Origin of the sequence: Siminovitchia sediminis, assembly GCF_042680885.1 — a bacterium.
Lineage (GTDB): Bacteria > Bacillota > Bacilli > Bacillales > Bacillaceae_C > Siminovitchia > Siminovitchia sediminis.
In genome coordinates this window covers 59,709-80,416 of record NZ_JBHUEO010000121.1, presented here as the reverse complement: position 1 = coordinate 80,416, position 20,708 = coordinate 59,709, and the positions used below count along the sequence as shown (strand labels likewise).

The 20,708-nt window shown below is 45.2% G+C and carries 21 protein-coding genes, 7 tRNA genes and 1 pseudogene; 7 read left to right on the top strand and 22 right to left on the bottom strand.

Annotated elements, in window-relative coordinates:
* Positions 1-121: 121 nt before the first annotated feature.
* Entirely contained in the window at positions 122-433 is a 312-nt protein-coding gene (locus tag ACFSCZ_RS19585; RefSeq protein WP_380776720.1) for a cupin domain-containing protein, read from the bottom strand.
* Positions 434-497: 64 nt separating this feature from the next.
* On the opposite strand from ACFSCZ_RS19585, the gene ACFSCZ_RS19580 reads away from it, so the two are divergent.
* Positions 498-821 carry an MGMT family protein gene (locus ACFSCZ_RS19580; RefSeq protein WP_380776718.1) on the top strand — a complete coding sequence of 108 codons (324 nt, stop codon included), beginning with the start codon at positions 498-500 and terminating at the stop codon, positions 819-821.
* A 185-nt stretch (positions 822-1,006) separates the two neighbouring features.
* On the opposite strand, the gene ACFSCZ_RS19575 is transcribed toward ACFSCZ_RS19580, so the two are convergent.
* A complete protein-coding gene (locus tag ACFSCZ_RS19575) occupies positions 1,007-2,233 on the bottom strand; it encodes a M20 family metallo-hydrolase (protein WP_380776716.1) in 1,227 nt (408 codons plus the stop codon).
* 191 nt (positions 2,234-2,424) lie between these two features.
* On the opposite strand from ACFSCZ_RS19575, the gene ACFSCZ_RS19570 reads away from it, so the two are divergent.
* The gene (locus ACFSCZ_RS19570; protein WP_380776714.1) at positions 2,425-3,384 is read left to right on the top strand and encodes a nuclease-related domain-containing protein; all 960 of its coding nucleotides are present in this window, start codon (positions 2,425-2,427) and stop codon (positions 3,382-3,384) included.
* A 643-nt stretch (positions 3,385-4,027) separates the two neighbouring features.
* Here the strand turns inward: ACFSCZ_RS19570 and ACFSCZ_RS19565 are convergent.
* The 3 genes from ACFSCZ_RS19565 to ACFSCZ_RS19555 are packed head-to-tail and all read right to left on the bottom strand — an operon-like array spanning position 4,028 to position 6,914.
* Positions 4,028-4,762 (bottom strand): LutC/YkgG family protein, encoded by a 735-nt coding sequence (locus tag ACFSCZ_RS19565; protein WP_380776712.1) that lies wholly within the window; start codon positions 4,760-4,762, stop codon positions 4,028-4,030.
* The gene (locus tag ACFSCZ_RS19560) at positions 4,759-6,177 is read right to left on the bottom strand and encodes a LutB/LldF family L-lactate oxidation iron-sulfur protein (RefSeq protein ID WP_380776710.1); all 1,419 of its coding nucleotides are present in this window, start codon (positions 6,175-6,177) and stop codon (positions 4,759-4,761) included. The genes ACFSCZ_RS19565 and ACFSCZ_RS19560 overlap by 4 nt, the downstream gene beginning before the upstream one ends.
* Before the next feature lie 17 nt (positions 6,178-6,194).
* Positions 6,195-6,914 (bottom strand): (Fe-S)-binding protein, encoded by a 720-nt coding sequence (locus tag ACFSCZ_RS19555; RefSeq protein WP_380776708.1) that lies wholly within the window; start codon positions 6,912-6,914, stop codon positions 6,195-6,197.
* 409 nt (positions 6,915-7,323) lie between these two features.
* On the opposite strand from ACFSCZ_RS19555, the gene ACFSCZ_RS19550 reads away from it, so the two are divergent.
* The gene (locus ACFSCZ_RS19550; protein ID WP_380776846.1) at positions 7,324-8,469 is read left to right on the top strand and encodes an MFS transporter; all 1,146 of its coding nucleotides are present in this window, start codon (positions 7,324-7,326) and stop codon (positions 8,467-8,469) included.
* Positions 8,470-8,513: 44 nt separating this feature from the next.
* Entirely contained in the window at positions 8,514-8,780 is a 267-nt protein-coding gene (locus ACFSCZ_RS19545) for an alpha/beta-type small acid-soluble spore protein (RefSeq protein WP_380776706.1), read from the top strand.
* 53 nt (positions 8,781-8,833) lie between these two features.
* Here ACFSCZ_RS19545 and ACFSCZ_RS19540 read toward each other — a convergent pair whose 3' ends face one another.
* The 8 genes from ACFSCZ_RS19540 to sigW all read right to left on the bottom strand — a co-directional run bounded on the left by ACFSCZ_RS19540 (position 8,834) and on the right by sigW (position 15,830).
* Entirely contained in the window at positions 8,834-9,688 is an 855-nt protein-coding gene (locus tag ACFSCZ_RS19540) for a DUF4097 family beta strand repeat-containing protein (protein ID WP_380776704.1), read from the bottom strand.
* A complete protein-coding gene (locus ACFSCZ_RS19535) occupies positions 9,675-10,241 on the bottom strand; it encodes an HAAS signaling domain-containing protein (protein WP_380776702.1) in 567 nt (188 codons plus the stop codon). The genes ACFSCZ_RS19540 and ACFSCZ_RS19535 overlap by 14 nt, the downstream gene beginning before the upstream one ends.
* Positions 10,238-10,558 carry a PadR family transcriptional regulator gene (locus tag ACFSCZ_RS19530; RefSeq protein WP_380776700.1) on the bottom strand — a complete coding sequence of 107 codons (321 nt, stop codon included), beginning with the start codon at positions 10,556-10,558 and terminating at the stop codon, positions 10,238-10,240. Before ACFSCZ_RS19530 ends, ACFSCZ_RS19535 begins: the two co-directional genes overlap by 4 nt.
* Positions 10,559-10,717: 159 nt before the next feature.
* Complete coding sequence (gene glmM / locus ACFSCZ_RS19525; RefSeq protein ID WP_380776698.1) at positions 10,718-12,067, bottom strand: phosphoglucosamine mutase; 1,350 nt, start codon at positions 12,065-12,067, stop codon at positions 10,718-10,720.
* Between the two features lie 60 nt (positions 12,068-12,127).
* Positions 12,128-13,369, bottom strand: coding sequence for a CdaR family protein (locus ACFSCZ_RS19520; protein ID WP_380776696.1), 1,242 nt, complete (start codon positions 13,367-13,369; stop codon positions 12,128-12,130).
* Positions 13,362-14,180 (bottom strand): diadenylate cyclase CdaA, encoded by an 819-nt coding sequence (gene cdaA / locus ACFSCZ_RS19515; RefSeq protein WP_380776694.1) that lies wholly within the window; start codon positions 14,178-14,180, stop codon positions 13,362-13,364. Before cdaA ends, ACFSCZ_RS19520 begins: the two co-directional genes overlap by 8 nt.
* A 451-nt stretch (positions 14,181-14,631) precedes the next feature.
* Entirely contained in the window at positions 14,632-15,249 is a 618-nt protein-coding gene (locus ACFSCZ_RS19510) for an anti-sigma factor family protein (RefSeq protein ID WP_380776692.1), read from the bottom strand.
* 17 nt (positions 15,250-15,266) lie between these two features.
* Positions 15,267-15,830, bottom strand: coding sequence for an RNA polymerase sigma factor SigW (gene sigW / locus ACFSCZ_RS19505; protein WP_380776845.1), 564 nt, complete (start codon positions 15,828-15,830; stop codon positions 15,267-15,269).
* Positions 15,831-15,995: 165 nt separating this feature from the next.
* On the opposite strand from sigW, the gene ACFSCZ_RS19500 reads away from it, so the two are divergent.
* A complete protein-coding gene (locus ACFSCZ_RS19500) occupies positions 15,996-16,160 on the top strand; it encodes a Spo0E family sporulation regulatory protein-aspartic acid phosphatase (RefSeq protein WP_380776690.1) in 165 nt (54 codons plus the stop codon).
* A 166-nt stretch (positions 16,161-16,326) separates the two neighbouring features.
* Here the strand turns inward: ACFSCZ_RS19500 and rocF are convergent, their stop codons facing one another.
* The 8 genes from rocF to ACFSCZ_RS19460 form a co-directional block, all read right to left on the bottom strand.
* Positions 16,327-17,226 (bottom strand): arginase, encoded by a 900-nt coding sequence (gene rocF, locus ACFSCZ_RS19495; RefSeq protein ID WP_380776688.1) that lies wholly within the window; start codon positions 17,224-17,226, stop codon positions 16,327-16,329.
* A gap of 376 nt (positions 17,227-17,602) precedes the next feature.
* Positions 17,603-17,675, bottom strand: a tRNA-Ala gene (locus tag ACFSCZ_RS19490).
* 22 nt (positions 17,676-17,697) lie between these two features.
* A tRNA-Lys gene (locus tag ACFSCZ_RS19485) sits at positions 17,698-17,770 on the bottom strand.
* Position 17,771: 1 nt separating this feature from the next.
* Positions 17,772-17,846, bottom strand: a tRNA-Gln gene (locus ACFSCZ_RS19480).
* A 67-nt stretch (positions 17,847-17,913) separates the two neighbouring features.
* Positions 17,914-17,998 (bottom strand) — tRNA-Tyr (locus tag ACFSCZ_RS19475).
* 22 nt (positions 17,999-18,020) lie between these two features.
* Positions 18,021-18,096: transfer RNA gene (locus ACFSCZ_RS19470), tRNA-Thr, on the bottom strand.
* Between the two features lie 18 nt (positions 18,097-18,114).
* Positions 18,115-18,190, bottom strand: a tRNA-Val gene (locus ACFSCZ_RS19465).
* A gap of 235 nt (positions 18,191-18,425) precedes the next feature.
* A tRNA-Glu gene (locus ACFSCZ_RS19460) sits at positions 18,426-18,500 on the bottom strand.
* Positions 18,501-18,727: 227 nt separating this feature from the next.
* On the opposite strand from ACFSCZ_RS19460, the gene ACFSCZ_RS19455 reads away from it, so the two are divergent.
* Positions 18,728-18,823, top strand: a complete 96-nt coding sequence (locus ACFSCZ_RS19455; protein ID WP_380776686.1) for a YjcZ family sporulation protein — start codon at positions 18,728-18,730, stop codon at positions 18,821-18,823.
* 233 nt (positions 18,824-19,056) lie between these two features.
* The gene (locus tag ACFSCZ_RS19450) at positions 19,057-19,224 is read left to right on the top strand and encodes a hypothetical protein (RefSeq protein ID WP_380776684.1); all 168 of its coding nucleotides are present in this window, start codon (positions 19,057-19,059) and stop codon (positions 19,222-19,224) included.
* A gap of 184 nt (positions 19,225-19,408) precedes the next feature.
* Here the strand turns inward: ACFSCZ_RS19450 and ACFSCZ_RS19445 are convergent.
* A pseudogene (locus tag ACFSCZ_RS19445) lies at positions 19,409-20,630 on the bottom strand (transposase); the annotation flags it as partial.
* Positions 20,631-20,708 lie beyond the last annotated feature (78 nt).

The following is a 20,708-nucleotide window of genomic DNA, read 5'->3' as shown; positions in this document are numbered from 1 at the left end:
CCCTACCTCTCTTCCTACGGATGGCCTGCAAAAAAAGTTCCACTTTTTCAGCAACATCTAAAAGGGCCCCGCTGAATGACCAGCTGAGGCCTGGAGCACATACCCTTCAATGATATAGAGTTCAATCCTTTGCCATCACACACAAGATACTGAGCGGTTCATTGCCTGTATTTTCAATCGAAAGCATTTGCTCATCCGTACAATGGATCATATCATTTTGAGACATAAAAAATTCCTTTTCACCAATTGTGCAGGTTCCCTTCCCTTGGATGACCGTTAAATAGATATGAGCATTTGGATGAGGGTGTGGAGGAATGGTTTGGCCCGGCAAAAAATTCAAGAGAAAAGCAGTAGTTTTTCCTTCCTGAAAAAGATTTTTTCTTACAAAGCGGTCCTCATGAAATTCAAGGTATTCATCCAGGTTCTTCATCATACAGACAACCCCTTTCTTATTCATGATTATACCCTTTTGCTATACTGGGGGCGAGGTGTCGGTAATGAAAGATTTCACAAAAAAAGTCATTGAAACCATATCGGAGATCCCTCCCGGACGGGTGGCTTCCTACGGGCAAATTGCTTCCATTGCCGGAAACCCGCGGGCAGCCCGGCAGGTTGGACGGATCCTTCACTCCATGAGCGCAAAGCATAGCCTTCCTTGGCATCGGGTTGTGAACGCGAAAGGTGAAGTCGTCCATTTTAAAGCAGACCGGCAGCGTGAACTCCTTATCAAAGAAGGAGTAGAGATCGATGTCCATGGCCGGATTAAGATGGAACAATTTCGTTGGATGGGTCCGGCAGATGAGGATTGGATTCGGGGGTAAAATGGGTTTGTGGAGAGGCCTAAATACAATGATTAAGATTTTTACAGATTGAAACAACTCGTTTCCCGATCGTGGCCGCCACGAAACACGGGAAGAGGCCGCGTGAGGGATTGCGGCCCTTTTATGACTGGTGCTGCCCGCGTTATCAGCAGGGAGCCTTGGGAGGCACTGGAGTCCCTAAAATCCTACTTCTGTGCCAGGCCCAGAACCGTGTTCAATAAAACATTTGCCCCTTTGATCAAATCTTCATCTTCTGTCCATTCATTCTCATTGTGGCTGACCCCGTCAACGCTTTTCACAAAAATCATTGCAGTCGGAGTGTATGTACTCATATATTTTGCATCATGTCCCGGTCCGCTGTAGAGGTCCATCGCGGAATAGTTTAAATCGTTGACGGCCTCTCGAATCTTTTGGATCACAGATGGATCAAAAGGAACCATATTGTATTCCCATCCTCTATGTACTTCACAGCTTACATTATGCTCCGTTGCCAGTTCATATAAACGCTCTTCTATCAATTGAACAGCTTGATGCCGCACTTCATCCCGGTCATGCCTCATATCGATGACAAACTCAACCAACCCTGGAATTACATTGATGACGTTGGGAAAGTTATCAATTTTCCCTACGGTCACTCTTAAACCTTCGATTTCTTCTGTCATCTTATTGGCGGCGATCATCATATACGCAGCTGCAAGAAGAGCATCTTTCCTGTCTTTCATTCTTGCACCGCCTGCATGGTTCGTAACCCCTTTCACTTTAACATTGACCCTTGTTAGACCTTGAATGCCTTGGACAATTCCTATATCAATATTTTCATTATCTAATATGGGGCCTTGTTCAATGTGGAGCTCAACGAAACTTTTTGCTTCTTTTAAACGATTGGCCTCCTGCCCTTTATAACCGATGGCTGTTAAGGCGTCTTCAAAGCGAACATGGTCGGAATCTTTTACATCATAGATAAAGTCTTTTGTAAGATTGCCCGTTATTCCGCCAGAGCCGAGCATAGGTGGATTGAAGCGTGCTCCCTCTTCATTCGTAAAATTGATCAGTTCCAACGGATAATCTGTTATGATCTCGTGATCATTCAATGTCTGCATGACTTCTAATCCCGCTATGACCCCTAAGATTCCATCAAATCGGCCGCCGCATGGCTGAGTGTCCAAATGCGACCCGAAGGCGATCACGGGCGCATTTTTTATTTTCCCTTCCCTGCGTCCGTAAATATTCCCAAAATCGTCTATGCGGACTTCCAGCTTAGCTTCTTTCAATAGCTCAATATATAGGTCGCGCATCTCTTTATCCACTTCGGTCAGTGTTAAACGATTTAATCCGTTATTTTCTGTTGCTCCTATCGAAGAGCTTTTTGCCATATAACTCAGAAATCTCGCCTCATTAATTTTAAGTGTCATCATTCATTCCCCCTGTAGTCTGCCTGTTTTACAGACTACTCATGCAAATTTTATACCATTTTCATATTGTTGATATGACCTACTTTTGTAAAATGATTGAACAGCACCTTGAAATGGGATGTTTCATAATGTTTCTCTATGGAATGCGCTTTCAAGATATGTTATCATACTTGTAAAGAAAGGAGAAGTATATGAAAAATAGCGAGATCAAACAAAGGGGGAGACCGCTTTTGCTCGAAGGGATTCAAGCATCACTCAAGCGTCTGAACCCAAGACATGAAGCAGTTCCCGTATTATCGGCAAAAGAATTTTCTCTTGTAGCCGGCATTTCAGGTGAAGATCTCTTGGCAAAAACACTTCGCAAGCACAAATTCCCCTTTGAACATAACATCCTTCACGACCTTTCATTATCAGCCGCTCCCCTTTTTCAAATGGACTCTTTATTTTTAACCAGGTTTTACGGTATTGTGTTTGAGGCAAAAAATATTGCTGGCCGTTTGGAATTTAAAGATGATCCTCCCCAGCTGATTCGGACTCGCGATACCGGTGAGGTGGACGGATTTGAAAGCCCTGCTGCGCAAGTAGAACGTACTGGTGACCTGCTTGAGCTTTGGCTTAGAACCAAAGGAATACGGATCCCTATTTACCGTGCCGTCATATTGGCTTACCCCAAGCAGATCGTCGAGAAAGCTCCAGCTGAAACCCCCGTGTTCTTCCCCAGCCATGTAGCTTCCTTCATCCAATCGCTTCCACGCCGGAAAACTTTACTTGACCCGCACACATTCAATCAATTGGCTGATATTTTATTAACAAGTCATGTGCCCTACATTCCCAGACCAGTTTGCGAGATTTATAACATCCCGAGACAAGACATCCGAACAGGAGTCATCTGCCTCCGCTGTGGTGTAATAGGCATGGTAAAAATAAAAAGGAGCTGGCGCTGTGCATCGTGCGGATTGCTTGATCACAAGGCACATGAGCGGACAGTTCGTGAGTGGTTTTTGATCATGGGGAGGGAAATGACAAACCGGGATTGCCGTAAGTTTTTGCGGGTCGATATGAAAACAGCATCAAGAATTTTACGTTCCATGAATTTAGAGACCATCGGTTCCTGTCGCTACCGGCGTTATATCATGGACCTTCATAAGTAATTATAAGTAGAGCTAGTTTGTAAGAGAGTGGGAGCACTTATAAGAGAGGGGGAGCACTTATAAGAGAGTGGGAGCACTTATAAGAGAGTTGGGGCACTTATAAGAGAGTGGGAGCACTTATAAGAGAGTGGGAGCACTTATATGAGAGTGGGAGCACTTATATGAGAGTGGGAGCACTTATATGAGAGTGGGAGCACTTATAAGAGAGTTGGGGCACTTATATGAGAGTGGGAGCACTTATATGAGAGTGGGAGCACTTATAAGAGAGCGGGAGCACTTATAAGAGAGTTAGAGCACTTATAAGAGAGTGGGAGCACTTATAAGAGAGGGGGAGCACTTATAAGAGAGTGGGAGCACTTATAAGAGAGTGGGAGCACTTATATGAGAGTTGGGGCACTTATAAGAGAGTGGGAGCACTTATAAGAGAGGGGGAGCACTTATAAGAGAGTGGGAGCACTTATAAGAGAGTTGGGGCACTTATAAGAGAGTTAGAGCAGTTATAAGAGAGTGGGAGCACTTATAAGAGAGTTGGGGCACTTATAAGAGAGTTAGAGCAGTTATAAGAGAGTGGGAGCACTTATAAGAGAGTGGGAGCGCGCCGGCGCCTCAAAAAAGGGAGGGCGCGCACTCCAATCGGCCATCATTAGGCATCGTCTACAATGATATATGTGGCGTGCACGGGGCCATGCACTCCCAGAACAAGGCTCATTTCGATGTCAGCCGAGTTGCTCGGTCCCGATATGAAGTTGACACAGGAGGCCACCGTTTCTCCGGCGGCGATCCGCCGGTCAATTTCAGCTGCTGCCTGTGTGATCCGCGGAACGATGGTGCTTTTTGAAATCACGGCAATGTAATTTTTCGGCAATAGACTGACGGAACGCCCTTTGTCTTCGCTGGAAAAAAGGACAACGGTCGCAGACTCCGCCAGGGTTATGTCACTGAACGTGATACCAGCGTCAGCCCGTTCAGTTGCAGCGATGCTGGCATCACGGTCACGCGAATCCCATTCGGTCACCTCATAGTCTTCCTGACTGAGCACACCATCCAGTCCAAACTCTGCAAATCTTGGATCCTTCCATGTCACGATGGATTTGCATTGATTGCGATCAAGCGCTTCTTTCATTGCTGCTCCCAGCTGAGCCTTGTCTGTTTCAATCACTTCTGTGTGAACGAGCTGGCATTGGCTTTTTAATACTTCGACCAGTTCGTCAGGCGATAAATCAGAAAATACGTCCCATTGAGGCTTCAGCTTCTCCTCAGGGCGGATCGGTTTTTCCACGATCCGTTCCCTTCCCAAGCTTTTCGCCAAGCGGTCGAGAAAGCCCTCGCGATTGGCAATTTTTCCGCGGGCATCTCCGCTCTTGGTGTTTACACTCATTGCCCTGCCCCCTTCTTCCGTTCCTTATACAGATCCCGAAATCTCTTTTTCCCAACAGAAGGCAGGTCCCGCGACTGTGTCCAGCCTTGGATGGCCTTCGGCCCTTTCCTTGACATACCCGAAATAACTCCGCGCATGACAGTCGCAGATTTGGTACTCACCTTATACAGGCGGCTGGATGATGTCACTGTCCTGAATGTCTTCATCGCCCATTTTTCACCGGCAGGGGCCAGGCCCTCCTCTTGAACAATCTTCTGCCGATGTTTATAGAGCAATTCATGCAGCGGAATCCGCACCGGGCAAACGTCCGTACATGCTGCACATAGGGAAGACGCATAGGGCAGTTCTTTATATTCCTCGTATCCTCCTAATAGCGGAGTGAGCACAGCCCCAATCGGTCCCTGGTAAATGGATCCGTAGGCATGGCCGCCGATATGGCGGTACACCGGACACACGTTCACACAGGCTGCACAGCGGATGCAGTGGAGTGCCGACTGGAATTCCGTTCCAAGGATCTTGGAGCGCCCGTTGTCTACAATGATCAAATGAAATTCTTCCGGACCGTCTGCTTCCCCTTCTGCCTTCGGGCCGCTCAGGCACGTTACATACGTAGACAGTTTTTGACCGACAGCACTGCGGCACAGCAAAGAAACCATCACTTCAAAATCTTCCCATGTCGGAACAATCCGCTCCATACCCATCACAGTAATTTGCGTTTTCGGAACGGTCGTGGACAACCTGGCATTTCCTTCGTTCGTCACGATGCCGACGGTTCCTGAATTGGCTATGGCAAAGTTGCAGCCAGTAATCCCTACATCTGCCGTTAAAAATTCCTTCCTCAGCTGTTCCCGAGCAAACTGCGTCAGCTCTTCAGGCTTTTCCGTGCCCAAGTATCCCCGTTTTTCTGTAAAAATATCCCGAACCTGCTCTTTTGTTTTATGTAAAGCAGGACCGATAAAATGGGAGGGATGATCCTCATCCAACTGGATAATATATTCGCCTAGGTCCGTTTCCACCACTTCACACCCGGCTTTTTCGAGCACCGGATTTAAACCGATCTCCTCTGTGACCATGGATTTGGACTTCACGACTTTTTTTGCCTGCTTTTTCCGAATGACTTCGTCAATATAACGATTTGCCTCTTCAGCGGTTTCCGCAAAATACACATGCCCGCCGCGCTTTGCCACATTCTCGCTTAATTCGTTTAAATAATAATCAAGGTTTTCAATTGTATGCGAACGAATTATTTCACCGAGATCCCGCCATTCTTCCCAATTGCCCAACTCCTCCACTGCCTTGCCACGAACAGATTGTAAACGTTCCTGTGCAGGCGGCACCGCTCTTTGGATATCAGGATCTTGAAGGGCTTCTTCCGCCCGTTCATCAAATGCCAGATTTCCAATTCTGATTCCCATTTGCTCTCTCCTCCCTTTTATTTTTTATTGTTCAACACTTCAGCAATATGCATCACTTGAATGGGCAGCCCTTCGCGCTTGATCCGTCCTCCGATGTTCATTAAACATCCGCAGTCTCCCCCAACAAGGATGTCTGCGCCCGTTTCCTTGATGTGTGCCACTTTTTCATCCACCATAGCCGATGAAATATCACCCATTTTTACAGAGAAAGTTCCGCCGAATCCGCAGCAGTCCTGGCTGCGTGGAAGTGGCTTCATGTCAAGGCCTTCCACATTCTTTAACAGTTTCTCCGGTGCTTCCTCTACACCTAGAAGACGGGTCATATGGCATGACTTGTGGTACGTTGCCCGGCCTCTCAGCGAAGCTCCAACATCTTCCATCTTTAAAACATCTACAAGAAACTGGCTGAACTCATATGTTTTTGCAGCTAACATTTTCGCTTTGCTTTCCCATTCAGGATCACCTTTAAAGAAAGCAGGGTACTCCTTGAACATATAGGCACACGAGCCTGACGGCGTGACGACATATTCGGAATCAGCAAAGGCAGTGATCATCCCCTTCATCGATGCCTTGGCATCTTCTAAATAACCTGTGCTGTAGGCAGGCTGGCCGCAACATGTTTGTCCTTCCGGAAAATCCACTTCACACCCGGCTTTTTCTAATACATCTACGACATCCATCCCTACTTCAGGGTAAAAAACATCGGCCAAACAAGTAATAAACAACGAAACTTTCAATGTTTCCCCTCCATTCCGGCATACTAAATGCTTCAGCGAAAAGTCTTTATTAAAAGAGTAGCACTTTCATGGGTATCATCCAAGAACAAAAGTATCGGAGTGCTTCTGTTAAAATAAGGGATATGGAGCCAGCTTCATGGCGCCAAAAGGCATCGTTTGCCTCCAGAAAAAATTGTCTTTATTCTCCTCGCACCGATGCATCCTCCCGGCGAAACCACGATGTATTCAAACGTCATGTGCATGCTTGATTAAATAAACCGCGAGGCATTGGTATAATGACTGAATTTCCTTTAAGGCTTGGCAATTCATTGATGCCCGGCCCTTCTTCTTTCCTAAGTCTAACTTCTTGCCTAATCAAGCGGAACAAGAGAAAATAGAATTTAATTACATGAACGAGGTGTTCATCTTGATACGCATTTTTGTATACATAATAATTTTCTTTGCTTTTTTCGATCTGTTTTCACAGTTGCCGATTATGACACCGCTCGCCGTTTCCCTTGGCTCCACTCCATTCGCAGCGGGTTTGGCCGTAGGTTTGTACTCCTTTACAAATATGATCGGAAATATCGCTTCGGGTTTTTTAACCGATAAAAAAGGACCTTTTCTACTTCTGGTTGCGGGCCTGCTGCTGACCAGTTTTTCTTTGTTTTTATACCAGCTGGCTTTTGACCCCATCCTATTATTGTTGGTGCGTTTTATCCATGGCCTGAATTCCGGCCTTATTATCCCGGCAGCTTTTACCTTTATGGCGAACACAGCGGGCCAAAGCGAAAAAGGAAAAAGAGCTGCTTTATCCGGGGCGTTTATCGGAATGGCCGCTATTATCGGCCCGGCATTCAGCGGTATTTTGGCCAGCAGGACGAATGAAGTCACTGTACTGCAGACCACCGCTTTAATAATGCTCGCTTTGGCAATGGTTGCTGTCATTCTTTTAAGAAAGGCCCCGGTATCCATGCACCCCTCTTCGCAGGATACCAAGCGTACCGTACATCGTTTATTTCGGAACCCTTCGGTCCTCAAATCTTTCGCCGGAGCCTTTTTTCTCATGTTTTCACAGGGAGTCCTTGCCTACATGCTCCCATTAAAGGTGGACGCGCTTGGCAGCGGCACAGAGATCAGCGGAATATTGTTAAGTACTTTTGGCGTGGTGGCTGTTTTAATTTTTGTCTCGCCCGCCAATCGCCTGTTTGACCGGTTAAGACCATTGAGTACGTTAATATTCGGCATGCTCTTGATGGGAATATGCATGATTGGCCTGGGACTTTCACACAATCTGCCGCTGCTGTTTATCTGCATGGCTGTATACGGAGTAGGTTTTGCTTTTCTCTTTCCATCCATCAATTCACTGCTTATCGAATCCACGTCTGATGGGAACCGCGGGAAGGCCTACGGATATTTTTATGCTTTCTTTTCTATCGGGGTTGTAGCCGGTTCCAGTGTTACAGGCGCGTTGGAGCTGTCTGCCAACGGCGGATTTCTGTTTACCGGTACTTTGCTTTTGATCGTAACCGCGCTGATCAAGTGGTTAAAAAATACAAACCCTGCCAAAGCATAGCCCCTGCCTTCAAGGAAACACTATTCCTAAAAGGAGGTTTTTCTATGGCAAAGAAAAGAATATTGGTACCGGAGGCTCGAGCAGGCCTGGATCAATTAAAGGCCCGGGTTATGAAAGATAAAGGGTATCCTGTAAACCCCTCCAAGCCGGACCACGTAAAATATGAAGTCGCAAAAGAAAAGGGAGTTCCTCTAAACAAAGGATACAACGGCCAGTTGACCTCTGAACAGGCAGGAAAAGTGGGAGGCCCCATTGGAGGCAATATGGTCAGAGAGATGATTAAAATGGCACAGGAGCAACTAAAAAAATAAGGGGAAACAGCAAGTAACCGCCGGTCCTGCATTCACCCGGCGGTTACTCTTTACTATCTGCTGACTGTGATATCTCCATTATGGCTATTTAACGTGATCGTATGATCACCCTTTCCATGCAGGACAGACCCCCGATACGATTCATCAAAAATCTCAATTTTTCCATTCCCCGTACTTACATGAAATGCGGCATTCTTCGGTTCTTCTTTTGTGTAAATCTCAATTTTTCCATTATCTGTCGTCAATTCAATATCGCGGTCTATTTCCTCTGAAGCAAGAGAGACCCTGCCATTATTTGATCCTGCCCGTATCGTCCCTTCCACATCTTCCAGTTCGATCCTGCCGTTGTTTGTGCGGGCTTGGAATGAGGAAGACCTGATATTCCTTGCTTCTATCCGTCCATTGTCAGATTCAGCGCGGACCGTTAAGGCCTCGACATCATCCATTTTGACTTTTCCGTTGTTTGTTTCTGCAGTCAGCTCCTTTGCCGTCATGCTCTTGGTCTCAATTCTTCCATTATCACTCTTTAACTCAATCAAACGATAATCCTTTTCAGGCACTAATACTTTTATCGATCGGTCTGACATAAAGTCCATTTCAAACAATAACTTTCGCTTATCTTTCACTTCTATAACCAATGTGTCGTCTTTTACGTCCGCATGAAAACGATACTTTTTTTCATCCATGCCTGAGAGCTCAGCTGTCGCCGAGTGATTACTAACCGGCAGCAGCTCAATTTTTGCATTATTTGCGTGAACTTTAATATTGGAGAATGGGCCTTCCGGCAAATTCTTCACTTCTGTAACATCTTCAGCTGCCATTTTGGATGGAAGTGTCACAAGACTTCCGATGATTCCGGTGACAAGCAGCACACTTGCTGCAATGACTAATTTTTTAAGCAGGCTCATGTTTCAGTCCCCCTTTGACAAGCCTTGTATTGAATTTCAGATAGCGGACAAATCCCCGAAATATAACTTTTGTCAAGTAATACATGCCGATTCCGATAAAAAGGCCCAATCCGGACAGGAGAAGAGTGAAAAATAGATCAAACCATTCGAACGAAGCCGGAAAGACCACAATACTCAACAAAAACATCAATGGGGTGACAGTGAAAGCCGCTCCTGAAATCCACCCGGAAGCCAAGATTCCCAAGATGGCAAGAAAAGGGCCCAGCACGATTACTACATTGAAAAAACTTAAGCCCACGACTGCCCAAACTGCCCGAAAAACATTTCCTGCAGTAGCTGTTGTTTCCACTTGGTCAAGATGGTAAGATGCCAATATTTCCTTTGCCATATGCTGTGGGGAACCTAGAGATTCGGCGATCTGTTCCTCAGTTTTCCCTTCTTCCAGACCAAAGGCAAAATGCTCTTCTATATCACGGATGATGTCTTCCCTTTCCTCCACAGGAAGCCTTTTTAATGCCAAACTTAGACTGCTGACGAATTGATCTTTCGTCATGACTCCACACCCTCTTTCAATAATTGATTGACCCCATTCGTGAACTCCTTCCACTCCTCGATCAAATGGTATAGATGGTCTCTCCCCTGATCCGTCAGCTTATAATACTTACGGGAGGGACCTTCCGTGGACTCTTTTAAATAAGTACTGAAAAACCCCTCTTTCGTCAACCGCCTCAATAGCGGATAAACGGATCCTTCAGAAATGGCAATCTGCTTGGAAATCTTTTGAACAAGCTCATAGCCATAGCGGTCTTGTTGATCCAATAAAGCGAGAACACAAAGTTCCAATACACCTTTCTTAAATTGCACATTCAACCTTAATCACCCCTTTTGTTCAACATTTACTACTAATCAATATACAGTACTGATACTAAAAAAATATCCTTATGCAATTATAGATTATCATATAGTATTGTATAATGCAAGGTACTGTTTGAAAAATAGATGCATGGAAATCCCATGCATCTTTTAATCCTATTCTTTCAAGCCCATTTCCGCCTCAACCACATCAGCAATCCGCTGCACGAACCGGTGGCAGGCTTCTTCCGTCTGCGCTTCGACCATCACCCGTACGAGCGGTTCTGTACCGGAAGGACGTACGAGGACACGGCCGTTTCCGTTCATTTCGCTTTCCACTTCATCAATGACAGCTTTCACTTTTTCATTTTCAGTTACATGGTGTTTGTCACTCACCTTGATATTGACAAGCTTTTGCGGATATTTGACTATGTCTTTCGCCAGCTCAGAGAGGGGTTTATCCGTCATTCTCATAATGTTGACCAGCTGAAGACCCGTCAGCAGCCCGTCTCCTGTTGTATTATAGTCTAGGAATACAATATGTCCCGACTGTTCTCCGCCCAAGTTATAGCCATTTTTCTTCATTTCTTCTACAACATAGCGATCGCCCACTGCTGTCTGCACACTGTTCATGCCAGCGGCTTCCATTGCCTTATGAAAACCGAGATTACTCATGACAGTAGAAACAACAGTATCTTTCTTTAGCATGCCTTCCTCTTTCATATATTTTGCACATATGTACATAATTTGGTCTCCATCTACAATCTCGCCATTTTCATCCACCGCAATGAGCCTGTCTCCGTCTCCGTCGAATGCCAAGCCGATATCAGCTTTCTTCTCTTTTACAAAAGCAGCGAGAGCTTCCGGATGGGTGGAACCCACACCGTCATTGATGTTCAGGCCGTTTGGAGAAGAACCCATTGTAGACGTGTCGGCGTCAAGATCAGCGAACAAATGGGTAGCCAAAGCAGACGTTGCGCCGTTTGCACAGTCCAGTGCCACATGGATGTCAGTAAAATCATCATCCACTGTCTGTTTAAGGAATTGTATATATTTCTGCCCGCCTTCAAAATAATCATCAACCCTGCCAAGGTCAGCACCAGTTGGACGGGGAAGCTGATCTTCGTCCATATCAAGCAGCTCTTCAATCTTTTCTTCTTCTTCGTCTGACAGCTTAAAGCCGTCCGGGCCAAAGAATTTAATTCCATTGTCAGGAACCGGATTGTGCGATGCCGAGATCATAATCCCTGCATGCGCACCAAGAGCCTTCGTCAAATAGGCCACGCCTGGAGTGGAAATCACACCAAGGCGCATGACCTCTGCACCGATGGAAAGGAGGCCTGCCACTAGCGCTCCTTCAAGCATATGTCCGGAAATCCGAGTGTCCCGGCCGATGATCACTTTGGGCTGCTCTGCGTTTTCCGTCAATACATAGCCCCCAAAACGGCCTAATTTGAACGCCAGCTCCGGAGTCAGCTCCGCGTTGGCTACTCCCCTTACTCCATCTGTTCCAAAATATTTACCCATTTGAATGTATCGCTCCTTCACCAATGTAAATAGTCATTACGGCAACATTCCATATGCTATTTAAGCTGATTTATCTGTTAGCCGGACTTTGGCCTTGTCTACTGATATTTCCCATTTCACATCATCAGGTCCTTTTACTGCCAGATCTACTTCATGCTCTCCAGCCTGAAGTCCCTCCATATTCATGTAGACTTCAAAAGCATCAAGAGATTCCTCCAGCTTCTCTTTCCTGCCCTCAAGCTTGATCGATACCGCCCCGTCTGCAGGAGATAAAAACTCGACATCCAGCCCTTCCGCCAGCCCCCTGCTCTCAATGGGCACGCCGCTGACATTTGTCTCATCAGTATCCTTCGCTTTGTCTGTGACTATTTTTACTTTTACTGTTCCCGGAGTAATATTGTTAATGCCTTCCGGGTTTTTTATCGGAACATCCAACTCAGTGCTTTCCGTTACTTCACTGATATCTACTTCGACTTCGACTTCATCAATAGACTGCAAAACATCTGTCCAGCCAAAGATCATTACTTCTTCAATATCGGTTTCCATCCGCTTAATGACCAGATCATCCGGAGGTGACCCGACTTGCTTCAATTTGATAGGCACCGTTTTTCTCGGATTATTTACCGGAACAGTCACCGATACGTACTCAGGTTCCACAAAGACATCTAGCTTGTTCAAATCTCGGTCAAGGACAGTCACTTTTGTATCTCTTTTTATTGTTTGAGTGATCAGCCCCTTGGCATCAATGGATGCTTTAACGTAGGAGATTTTTTCAAGCGTTTCTTTGCCTCCGGTAATTTGGACCTTATTGGGTTCTACAACCGGTTGCTCCGCTTCAAATCCTTCAGCCAAAATATTATTGTTAAATTCAGCTTCTACCGTAAATTCCTCTGTCACTTTTTCCTGAATAGAAACTTCCACATAGGCCGGATCTACCTTCACTTTCAACTTTTCAGAAAAATCTTTATATAATATAGGAACACGATGGTTTCCGATGCTTAAATCCGACAGGTCCACATATACCGTAAAATCCCGCTGGCGCTTTGCGGCTTCCACAAACCTTCTTTGCCCCTCAATGGTCACCTCGATTGTATCAGGGACGCCGGTTACAATCAGATTTTCAGTATCATAATATTTTTCCACCGGGACATTTGTCATGGTCTCCACTTCATTATTCTCCATATCGTTTGGCGTTGAACCTTGATTGCTGTTCCCCATATCCTGTACGGACAGAAACAAGAGAAGGGCCAGTGCCATCGATACAATTCTGACAAACCAGGGATTATCCATGAATTTATCCATTTTGCTTCTTCCCCTTTCTTTTCCAAAGTACCGAGGAAGCTTTGTTTGCATCCAACTCTTTTTCCAGGACTTCCTGGAATTCTTCAGGCGACAAGTCCCTGAACAGTTCACCGTGCTGTGTGACCGAGACACTTCCTGTTTCTTCCGAAACAACAATAGTCAGAGCATCCGTCACTTCACTGATCCCGACGGCGGCCCGATGTCTTGTTCCCAGCTCCTTTGATATAAACGGGCTTTCGGAAAGCGGAAGATAGCAGCCGGCAGCGGCAATTTGACTTTTCTGAATGACAACCGCCCCGTCATGCAGTGGAGTATTGGGAATAAAAATATTAATTAGAAGCTGTGAAGTCAATTTGGATTGAAGCGGTATGCCAGTCTCTATGTAATCACCCATTCCGGTTTCACGTTCTACGGAAATTAAGGCCCCAATTCTTCTCTTGGCCATATAGCTGACAGCCTCTGTAATGGCCGTCACTCTCTGCTTTAATTCTTCTTCTTCATGAACGCCGCCTCGAGTAAAAATACTTCCCCTTCCCAATTGTTCGAGCGCGCGCCTAAGTTCAGGCTGAAATATAATAATAATGGCAAGGAATCCCCATGTAATAGCGTTTTCCAGAATCCAGCTCATCGTCTGTAAATTTAAGTATTCGCTCACAAATCGGGCGATGATAATTACAAAAATACCCTTTAACAACTGCACTGCTTTTGTGCCGCGAATAATCATGAGCAGTTTATAGATCACGTACCAAACCACAAAAATATCTACGATGCGGGACACGTAGTCCATGAATGAAAGGTCGGCAAACGGCATACTCGTTCCTCCATCTATAATTTAGCGCTAACATATCGTATTACATCAAAACTGCCATCATAACCAGCATATTATAACATAAAAACACTCATGGAGGGCAGTGCAACATACACAGTCAACGGCCGAAGCCAGGAAATTCCCATTATCGCTTTTAAGGGTGTGCAATCCTTAGGATCAAGGATGATTTTTTTGGCAGATGTTCAGCTACAGCAAGCAGCTGACATTCATTTCATATGATAAACATCTGCGGTCAGCTCCAGGAGCTTTTGGGAAAAACTTCTCAATAACCAATAGTGCATGAATACTATCTCCTTGGGACAAATCTCAATACAGGCTGTTCCTTAATAGATGGGCCCGGCTCAAGCGCACGTCCTGCGGTTTGGCAGGAACTCCTGTCTTTCTAAAACCTTTGATCTCTGCTTGTAAAAAAAGACTGCAAGCGCAGTCCGGTTCAAGATTTAAATAATTGGCTTACTTTTTTTCCGCCTTCTTTCATTTTATACCAAATCCATTCAAACATTGCATCTATTTCCTCTATTTCACCTGTCACATTCCCTGCAGATGCCATGAATTGTTCACCATTGATGATCGTAACATCTCCGTGCACTTCCCCTTCAATTCTCAAGTTCCCGTTTTTAACCATAAGGTCACCTTCGACAACTTCATCTTTCGGGACAATGACGGTGTTCTCTTCGACAACAAGGTTAGGTTTTTTCGTAAAAGCAAATTGCTGGTCACTCTTCCAGCCGCTGACCAAGGCACCCGACATCAACAGCAAAAATAGTGATACAGCTACAAGCATAGGATGATGTCTGAACCAGCGCTTAAAACCAACCGTTTTCTTTTCTTTTGGAAGACGCGCCATCACCTGGTTCGTAAAGTGAGCAGGAGCTTCTAATCTTGAGACACTTTTCACTAAGACTTCTGTTCTTTTCAGCTCTTGAAAATAAGCCTGACAAGCCTCGCACTTTTGCAAGTGTCCCTTTAATTCCTTTTCTTGCTCTTGCGCCAGATCCCCGTCCAAATAATCATGCATATAAAGAACGATCTCTTCAGAACAAGTCTTCAATTTCCTTCTCACCTTTCTTACAACTTGTGCAATCTTTTACGAAGCGCCTCCCTCCCGCGGTGAATTCTGGTTTTTACCGTTCCCAAAGGCATTTCAAGCACTTCCGCGATCTCATTGAGAGAGAGGTCATCCATATATCTAAGAATAATGACTGACCTGTATTTATCAGGCAATCCCAATATTTCTTTTTGTACCGTTTCCTGAAGTTCCAGCGTTTCCACCTCGGCATCAGGAGTTTTTTCCGACGCTGCCAGCTGTGAATACAAGGTTAACCCTTCAGTCCCTGCAATTTCCGCATCAAGAAAATAATCCGGTTTCTTCTTTCTGATCCGGTCGATGCAAAGATTGGTGGCAATTCTATACAGCCAAGTGGAAAATTTACGGTTCAGATGGAAGCTTTCAATATTGACGTAAGCTCGGACAAATGCTTCCTGTGCAATATCCTCCGCTTCATGGCGGTTGCCGAGCATTCTGTAGCACAGGGAAAAAATTTTATCTTTATACAATTCTACAATTTCCCCAAATGCCTCTTGATCCCCTTTTAACACTTGCCTAATTCTTTGTTTCACCAGCTCATCCATTCTCATTTAACCCTCCCGCCAGCGCGGTTCTCTTATATACGTACATTTATCTAAAAGGTTTCACGTTTTTATCATATCAAAGAAATTGATGAAAATCGAAGTGGTTTAATTTTTCAAAAAATGGATAAACAAATAACAATTAACAGTATTTGCGAGGGATTAATCATGACTAGCGAACAAGAAAAGCTTTTGGCACAAATAGAAAAGCAAAGAAAAGAAATGGTTGAACTGGGGCTTGCAAGATCTTTTGCGGATGAAAGAGTTGTCAAACTCAGCGATCAACTGGATCAATTACTCAATCAATATCAATTTATTGACAATAAAAACTAAGCAAAATAGGTTTGGTTCCTTTAATATACTGACTGTGTTGGATAATAGAAAATCATGAAGCCCGCCCCAATTCGAGGAGTCAGCTGCACGGCTCCTAAACCACAAAAGCAGCGGTTCATAGGCAAACCGCTGCTTTTAGTGTTAATTCAACTATTTAAATCCTTATTTAAAGCAATTTCTCACCAAGCAAAGATCCCATTAAAGCAACAGCGATTTCTGCTGTTTTATTTTTCTCATCAAGAATGGGATTCACTTCCACAAACTCTGCAGATGTGACAATTTCAGATTCCGCCAGCATTTCCATCGCCAAGTGGCTTTCACGGTAACTGATGCCTCCTATCACCGGCGTCCCGACTCCCGGTGCATCATCCGGATCCAGGCCGTCGAGATCAAGGGATAAGTGAACTCCATCGGTCTTCTCTTTCAGGTAAGCAATGGTTTCCTCCATGACTTTTGTCATTCCCAGGCGGTCAATCTCATGCATTGTATACACTTTAATGGAATGCTCCTTAATTAAATCTTTTTCGCCGCGATCCAAGTCGCGGGCCCCAATAATAACCACATGTTCAGGCTTTACCTTCGGTTGGAATCCCCCAATCCCAGTCAGGTCAGGATGTCCAAAACCGAGACTGGCCGCAAGCGGCATCCCGTGAATATTTCCTGATGGAGAAGTCTCATCAGTGTTTAAATCACCATGGGCATCAAACCAAATGACACCGAGTTTCTTATAATGCTTGGCTGTACCGGCCAGTGTTCCAATGGCAATGCTGTGGTCACCCCCAAGTACCAGGGGAAATCTGTCTTTTTGTATAATGGAATCCACACAATCTGCCAAGCGGGAAGCAGCTTTTATAATAGATTTAAAGTTTCTTAGGGAGGGCTGCATATTTTTATCATCTTTTATAATTTGAATTGTAATATCACCCAAATCTTCTACCTCATAACCAAGGCGCTCCAACCGTTTGACGGCATCTGCGTACCTCATGGCACTCGGTCCCATATCCACGCCTCTTCGTAACTGCCCCAGATCCATGGGGACGCCAACAATCGACAGTTTCTTCCTCATAAGCTCGCTCCTTCTTTCTCTCTTCTCTGCATTTATTCTATCTTTAGAGCGGCCTATGACTCAACTGGACATAAAAGTGAATATATATGCAGAAGGCGCAGCTTGTTCGTGCTCGTTGAACTTCCCTTGGCGACCATTCTTTCTCTTTTAATGCTGGTTCTTCGGTCACGTTGATGCTGCCTTGCGGCCATTCCTTCTCTTTTGAGGGAGTTACTTTATCTCAGGGCTTGAACCTTAGGATTTCTCCACTAGTTGCCTGTCAGCTACTGAGCGTCTTGGCACTTACTCAGGTTGGACTTCCACCAACCAGCAATTAACGGCTTGCCGGGCGCGCGCCAATAAAAAAACCTTGCAAAAAAGCAAGGTTTTCAATGAATGGAGCCTAGCGGGATCGAACCGCTGACCTCCTGCGTGCAAAGCAGGCGCTCTCCCAGCTGAGCTAAGGCCCCGTCAATATATAAAATAAAAAAATGAGCCATGCAGGATTCGAACCTGCGACCCTCTGATTAAAAGTCAGATGCTCTACCAACTGAGCTAATGGCTCTTGGCTGGGCTAGCTGGATTCGAACCAGCGAATCACGGAGTCAAAGTCCGTTGCCTTACCGCTTGGCTATAGCCCATCAATCTAAAAACACATTAAGTATATTACCCGTAATTCTCATGAACATTCCTATTTATGTAAAAAAATGGTGGTGGGGGACGGATTCGAACCGCCGAACCCGGAGGGAGCGGATTTACAGTCCGCCGCGTTTAGCCACTTCGCTACCCCACCTCAAAATTGGCAAAATAAAAAATGGTGCCGGCCAGAGGACTTGAACCCCCAACCTACTGATTACAAGTCAGTTGCTCTACCAATTGAGCTAGGCCGGCATACCATATTTATATAAATGGTGGAGGATGACGGGTTCGAACCGCCGACCCCCTGCTTGTAAGGCAGGTGCTCTCCCAGCTGAGCTAATCCTCCGACATACAGGATGTACCAGTGCATGCGTTGCGCAGGACGTAATAAGGCGCCCTTAGCATACCATCCTTTATAAAATTGTGATGAGCTTCGCATAACTGCGTCAGCTTCATTCGCTCGGTCAGTCACGTACTAATGTACGCTCCTTCCCTCTCTCCATCGCTTCCTTGTTCTGCTCGCTCCTCCCAATTTTAAGGTGAGCGGAGCTTTGTGATGCTTCATCATTAAAAAGTAAGAATGGTGACCCCTACGGGATTCGAACCCGTGTTACCGCCGTGAAAGGGCGGTGTCTTAACCGCTTGACCAAGGGGCCATTTTTTTAAGCACAATAAAGAGTATAGTGAATGCCAACCAACTTGTCAACACATATTTTGATAAATTTCGAGGTTTTTCAGATTGACGGGTAATTCCCTAAGTTTCAAGCACTTTCCAACTGGGTATTCGCACATTTTCCTATCAAATTTTGTCTGATCTGCACTTAAGGCTGGCTCCTTCATAAAATGTTAATCAATCCTACCAAATCAGGGAGGTGCCTTATATATGAGTGCGGGTTATGGTGCAGGATTTGCGCTGATTGTTGTGTTGTTTATCCTCTTAATCATCGTTGGATCTGCATATGTTGGTTATGGCTGGTAAAAATTTATATTAATCAGGGCTCCCGCATCGACGGGAGCCCTCTGCCTGTCTCTAAGCTTCCAGCCGGGCTTGAACCCTTCCCATGATGGGCTCAATGTATGAGTTAACGTAGATCAAATGAGTGTCGGACGGTTTATTTAATCATATCCTGAAGTTATTATACACAAATTTAACTTAATGTAAAACAAAAAATTGGCCGGCATAATTTGGACATGGTTTTGGAGGTTCTAATTATGAAAATGGATGTTGCAAAATTTAATGCAATCCTCCTTGAAGATAAACTTGAACTCACCATGATGCTTATGTCATTAAAAGATGGGGACAACAACGAAAGCCGCATGATCCGATTATTAAAAAGCTTTTTAGTATCCAATAAACATTGTCGCAATCTAGAAAGATAGCAACATTATTCCAATAATTTTTCTGCCCTTTCAAATCTGGCCAGTGAACAGAGGCTTTCAGCCTCAGAGCGAGGCTGGGACATAACTAGCCACACATAAAGAAAAAAGGTTCCGATCATCGGTTTTTGATGGCCGGAACTTTTTTTGTTGGCTTTTGCTCTTTCAGATCGCCTTAGGTGCTCATAGCGGTGAACTTTCTCAAGTTTACCGCCATAAGCGCAAATCCCAATTCATTGTTCACCTTCTTTTTCCCTCTTACGTAGAAACGGGTGAAACGCAAATTAGCCTTCAGGAATCCGAAGACTGGCTCCACGTCGATTTTGCGTTTCCCGTAGATCTCCCCAGTTTTCCCTTCTGAAAGCTGCTGTCTGATATATTCTTTTTGCTGTTCCCATTTTACATTGTACCTGATTTGCCGGTTATGTCCTTCTTTGGCTTTGGTACACTGGGAACGAAGCGGGCAATCTGAACAGTCCTCACACTCTAGACTTTAAACGTCCGGGTGAAACCACGCCGGTCGGTCCGATTGGATAGGTACCGGAACGTCACCTTCTGGCCATTCGGACAGGTGAAAGAGTCGCTTTCCCCTCTCGTATTCCCAGTTGGCGGAATGGAAGGGGTTGTCCTTAAATTTCTTTTTCTTCTCTTTTCGGTATGTATTGTTTGTATCTCTGCTTTCGCTCCAAAAAGTCCTTAAATTGCTTGCGGTATTGTTTAGGGGGTTTTGCGTGTGGAGCGCAAGCGCTTCCGTTCGCTCATATCCTCTATTTTTTTAGTCTTCCACCGTCTCATCGAGCTTTTCGACTACTTCGGCCAATTCCTTGATGGACAGTTCCTCCGATCTTTCCCGTTCAATTTCCGGAATGATCCTCGTGCTCCAGCAATTCCTCATACATTTGATTGGATTTTTCCACCAGGCTGGCACTGTATCTTTCAACAGACTTGCGTCAGACAAACGTAAACTTATTGGCGTTGGCTTCGATTTTGGTGCCATCGATAAAAATCGCCTCTTCATCGATCAGCTTTTCCTGTACAAGCTGGCATCGGAATTGGACAAAGCACTGGCGCAGCAGCTCTTTGACCTCGGGATGGACGCGAAAACGATTAATGGTGCGGTAGCTTGGTTCATACCCTTGGGCCAACCACATCATACGCACACTGTCCCCAAGCAGCCCTTCGATCTTTCTTCCCGAGAAAACAGACTGAGTGTAGGCGCACAGGATAATCTTCATCATCATCCGCGGGTGATAGGCAGGGCAGCCGGTTTCCCGCACAAAAACAGTGAATGCTTCATCTGGAATGCTTTCCACCACATCGTTGACGGCATAGGCAATATCATTTTCCTGTAGTTTTATTTCCAAATCCAGCGGCAAAACAACCTGATTCATGTTATAATCTTTAAACATAAGGATACCTCCGATTAATTATGGTTGTGGTGACTTTAATTCTATCAGAAGGTATCCTTTTTTACTCGCTAAAACACA

What these genes read in the sequence shown, in the direction of transcription:
- ACFSCZ_RS19585 (WP_380776720.1), bottom strand. Translation starts at nt 433, where the DNA reads ATGATGAAGAACCTGGATGAATACCTTGAATTTCATGAGGACCGCTTT.
- ACFSCZ_RS19580 (WP_380776718.1), top strand. Translation starts at nt 498, where the DNA reads ATGAAAGATTTCACAAAAAAAGTCATTGAAACCATATCGGAGATCCCT.
- ACFSCZ_RS19575 (WP_380776716.1), bottom strand. Translation starts at nt 2,233, where the DNA reads ATGACACTTAAAATTAATGAGGCGAGATTTCTGAGTTATATGGCAAAA.
- ACFSCZ_RS19570 (WP_380776714.1), top strand. Translation starts at nt 2,425, where the DNA reads ATGAAAAATAGCGAGATCAAACAAAGGGGGAGACCGCTTTTGCTCGAA.
- ACFSCZ_RS19565 (WP_380776712.1), bottom strand. Translation starts at nt 4,762, where the DNA reads ATGAGTGTAAACACCAAGAGCGGAGATGCCCGCGGAAAAATTGCCAAT.
- ACFSCZ_RS19560 (WP_380776710.1), bottom strand. Translation starts at nt 6,177, where the DNA reads ATGGGAATCAGAATTGGAAATCTGGCATTTGATGAACGGGCGGAAGAA.
- ACFSCZ_RS19545 (WP_380776706.1), top strand. Translation starts at nt 8,514, where the DNA reads ATGGCAAAGAAAAGAATATTGGTACCGGAGGCTCGAGCAGGCCTGGAT.
- ACFSCZ_RS19540 (WP_380776704.1), bottom strand. Translation starts at nt 9,688, where the DNA reads ATGAGCCTGCTTAAAAAATTAGTCATTGCAGCAAGTGTGCTGCTTGTC.
- ACFSCZ_RS19535 (WP_380776702.1), bottom strand. Translation starts at nt 10,241, where the DNA reads ATGACGAAAGATCAATTCGTCAGCAGTCTAAGTTTGGCATTAAAAAGG.
- glmM (WP_380776698.1), bottom strand. Translation starts at nt 12,067, where the DNA reads ATGGGTAAATATTTTGGAACAGATGGAGTAAGGGGAGTAGCCAACGCG.
- ACFSCZ_RS19520 (WP_380776696.1), bottom strand. Translation starts at nt 13,369, where the DNA reads ATGGATAAATTCATGGATAATCCCTGGTTTGTCAGAATTGTATCGATG.
- cdaA (WP_380776694.1), bottom strand. Translation starts at nt 14,180, where the DNA reads ATGCCGTTTGCCGACCTTTCATTCATGGACTACGTGTCCCGCATCGTA.
- sigW (WP_380776845.1), bottom strand. Translation starts at nt 15,830, where the DNA reads ATGGATGAGCTGGTGAAACAAAGAATTAGGCAAGTGTTAAAAGGGGAT.
- ACFSCZ_RS19500 (WP_380776690.1), top strand. Translation starts at nt 15,996, where the DNA reads ATGACTAGCGAACAAGAAAAGCTTTTGGCACAAATAGAAAAGCAAAGA.
- rocF (WP_380776688.1), bottom strand. Translation starts at nt 17,226, where the DNA reads ATGAGGAAGAAACTGTCGATTGTTGGCGTCCCCATGGATCTGGGGCAG.
- ACFSCZ_RS19455 (WP_380776686.1), top strand. Translation starts at nt 18,728, where the DNA reads ATGAGTGCGGGTTATGGTGCAGGATTTGCGCTGATTGTTGTGTTGTTT.
- ACFSCZ_RS19450 (WP_380776684.1), top strand. Translation starts at nt 19,057, where the DNA reads ATGAAAATGGATGTTGCAAAATTTAATGCAATCCTCCTTGAAGATAAA.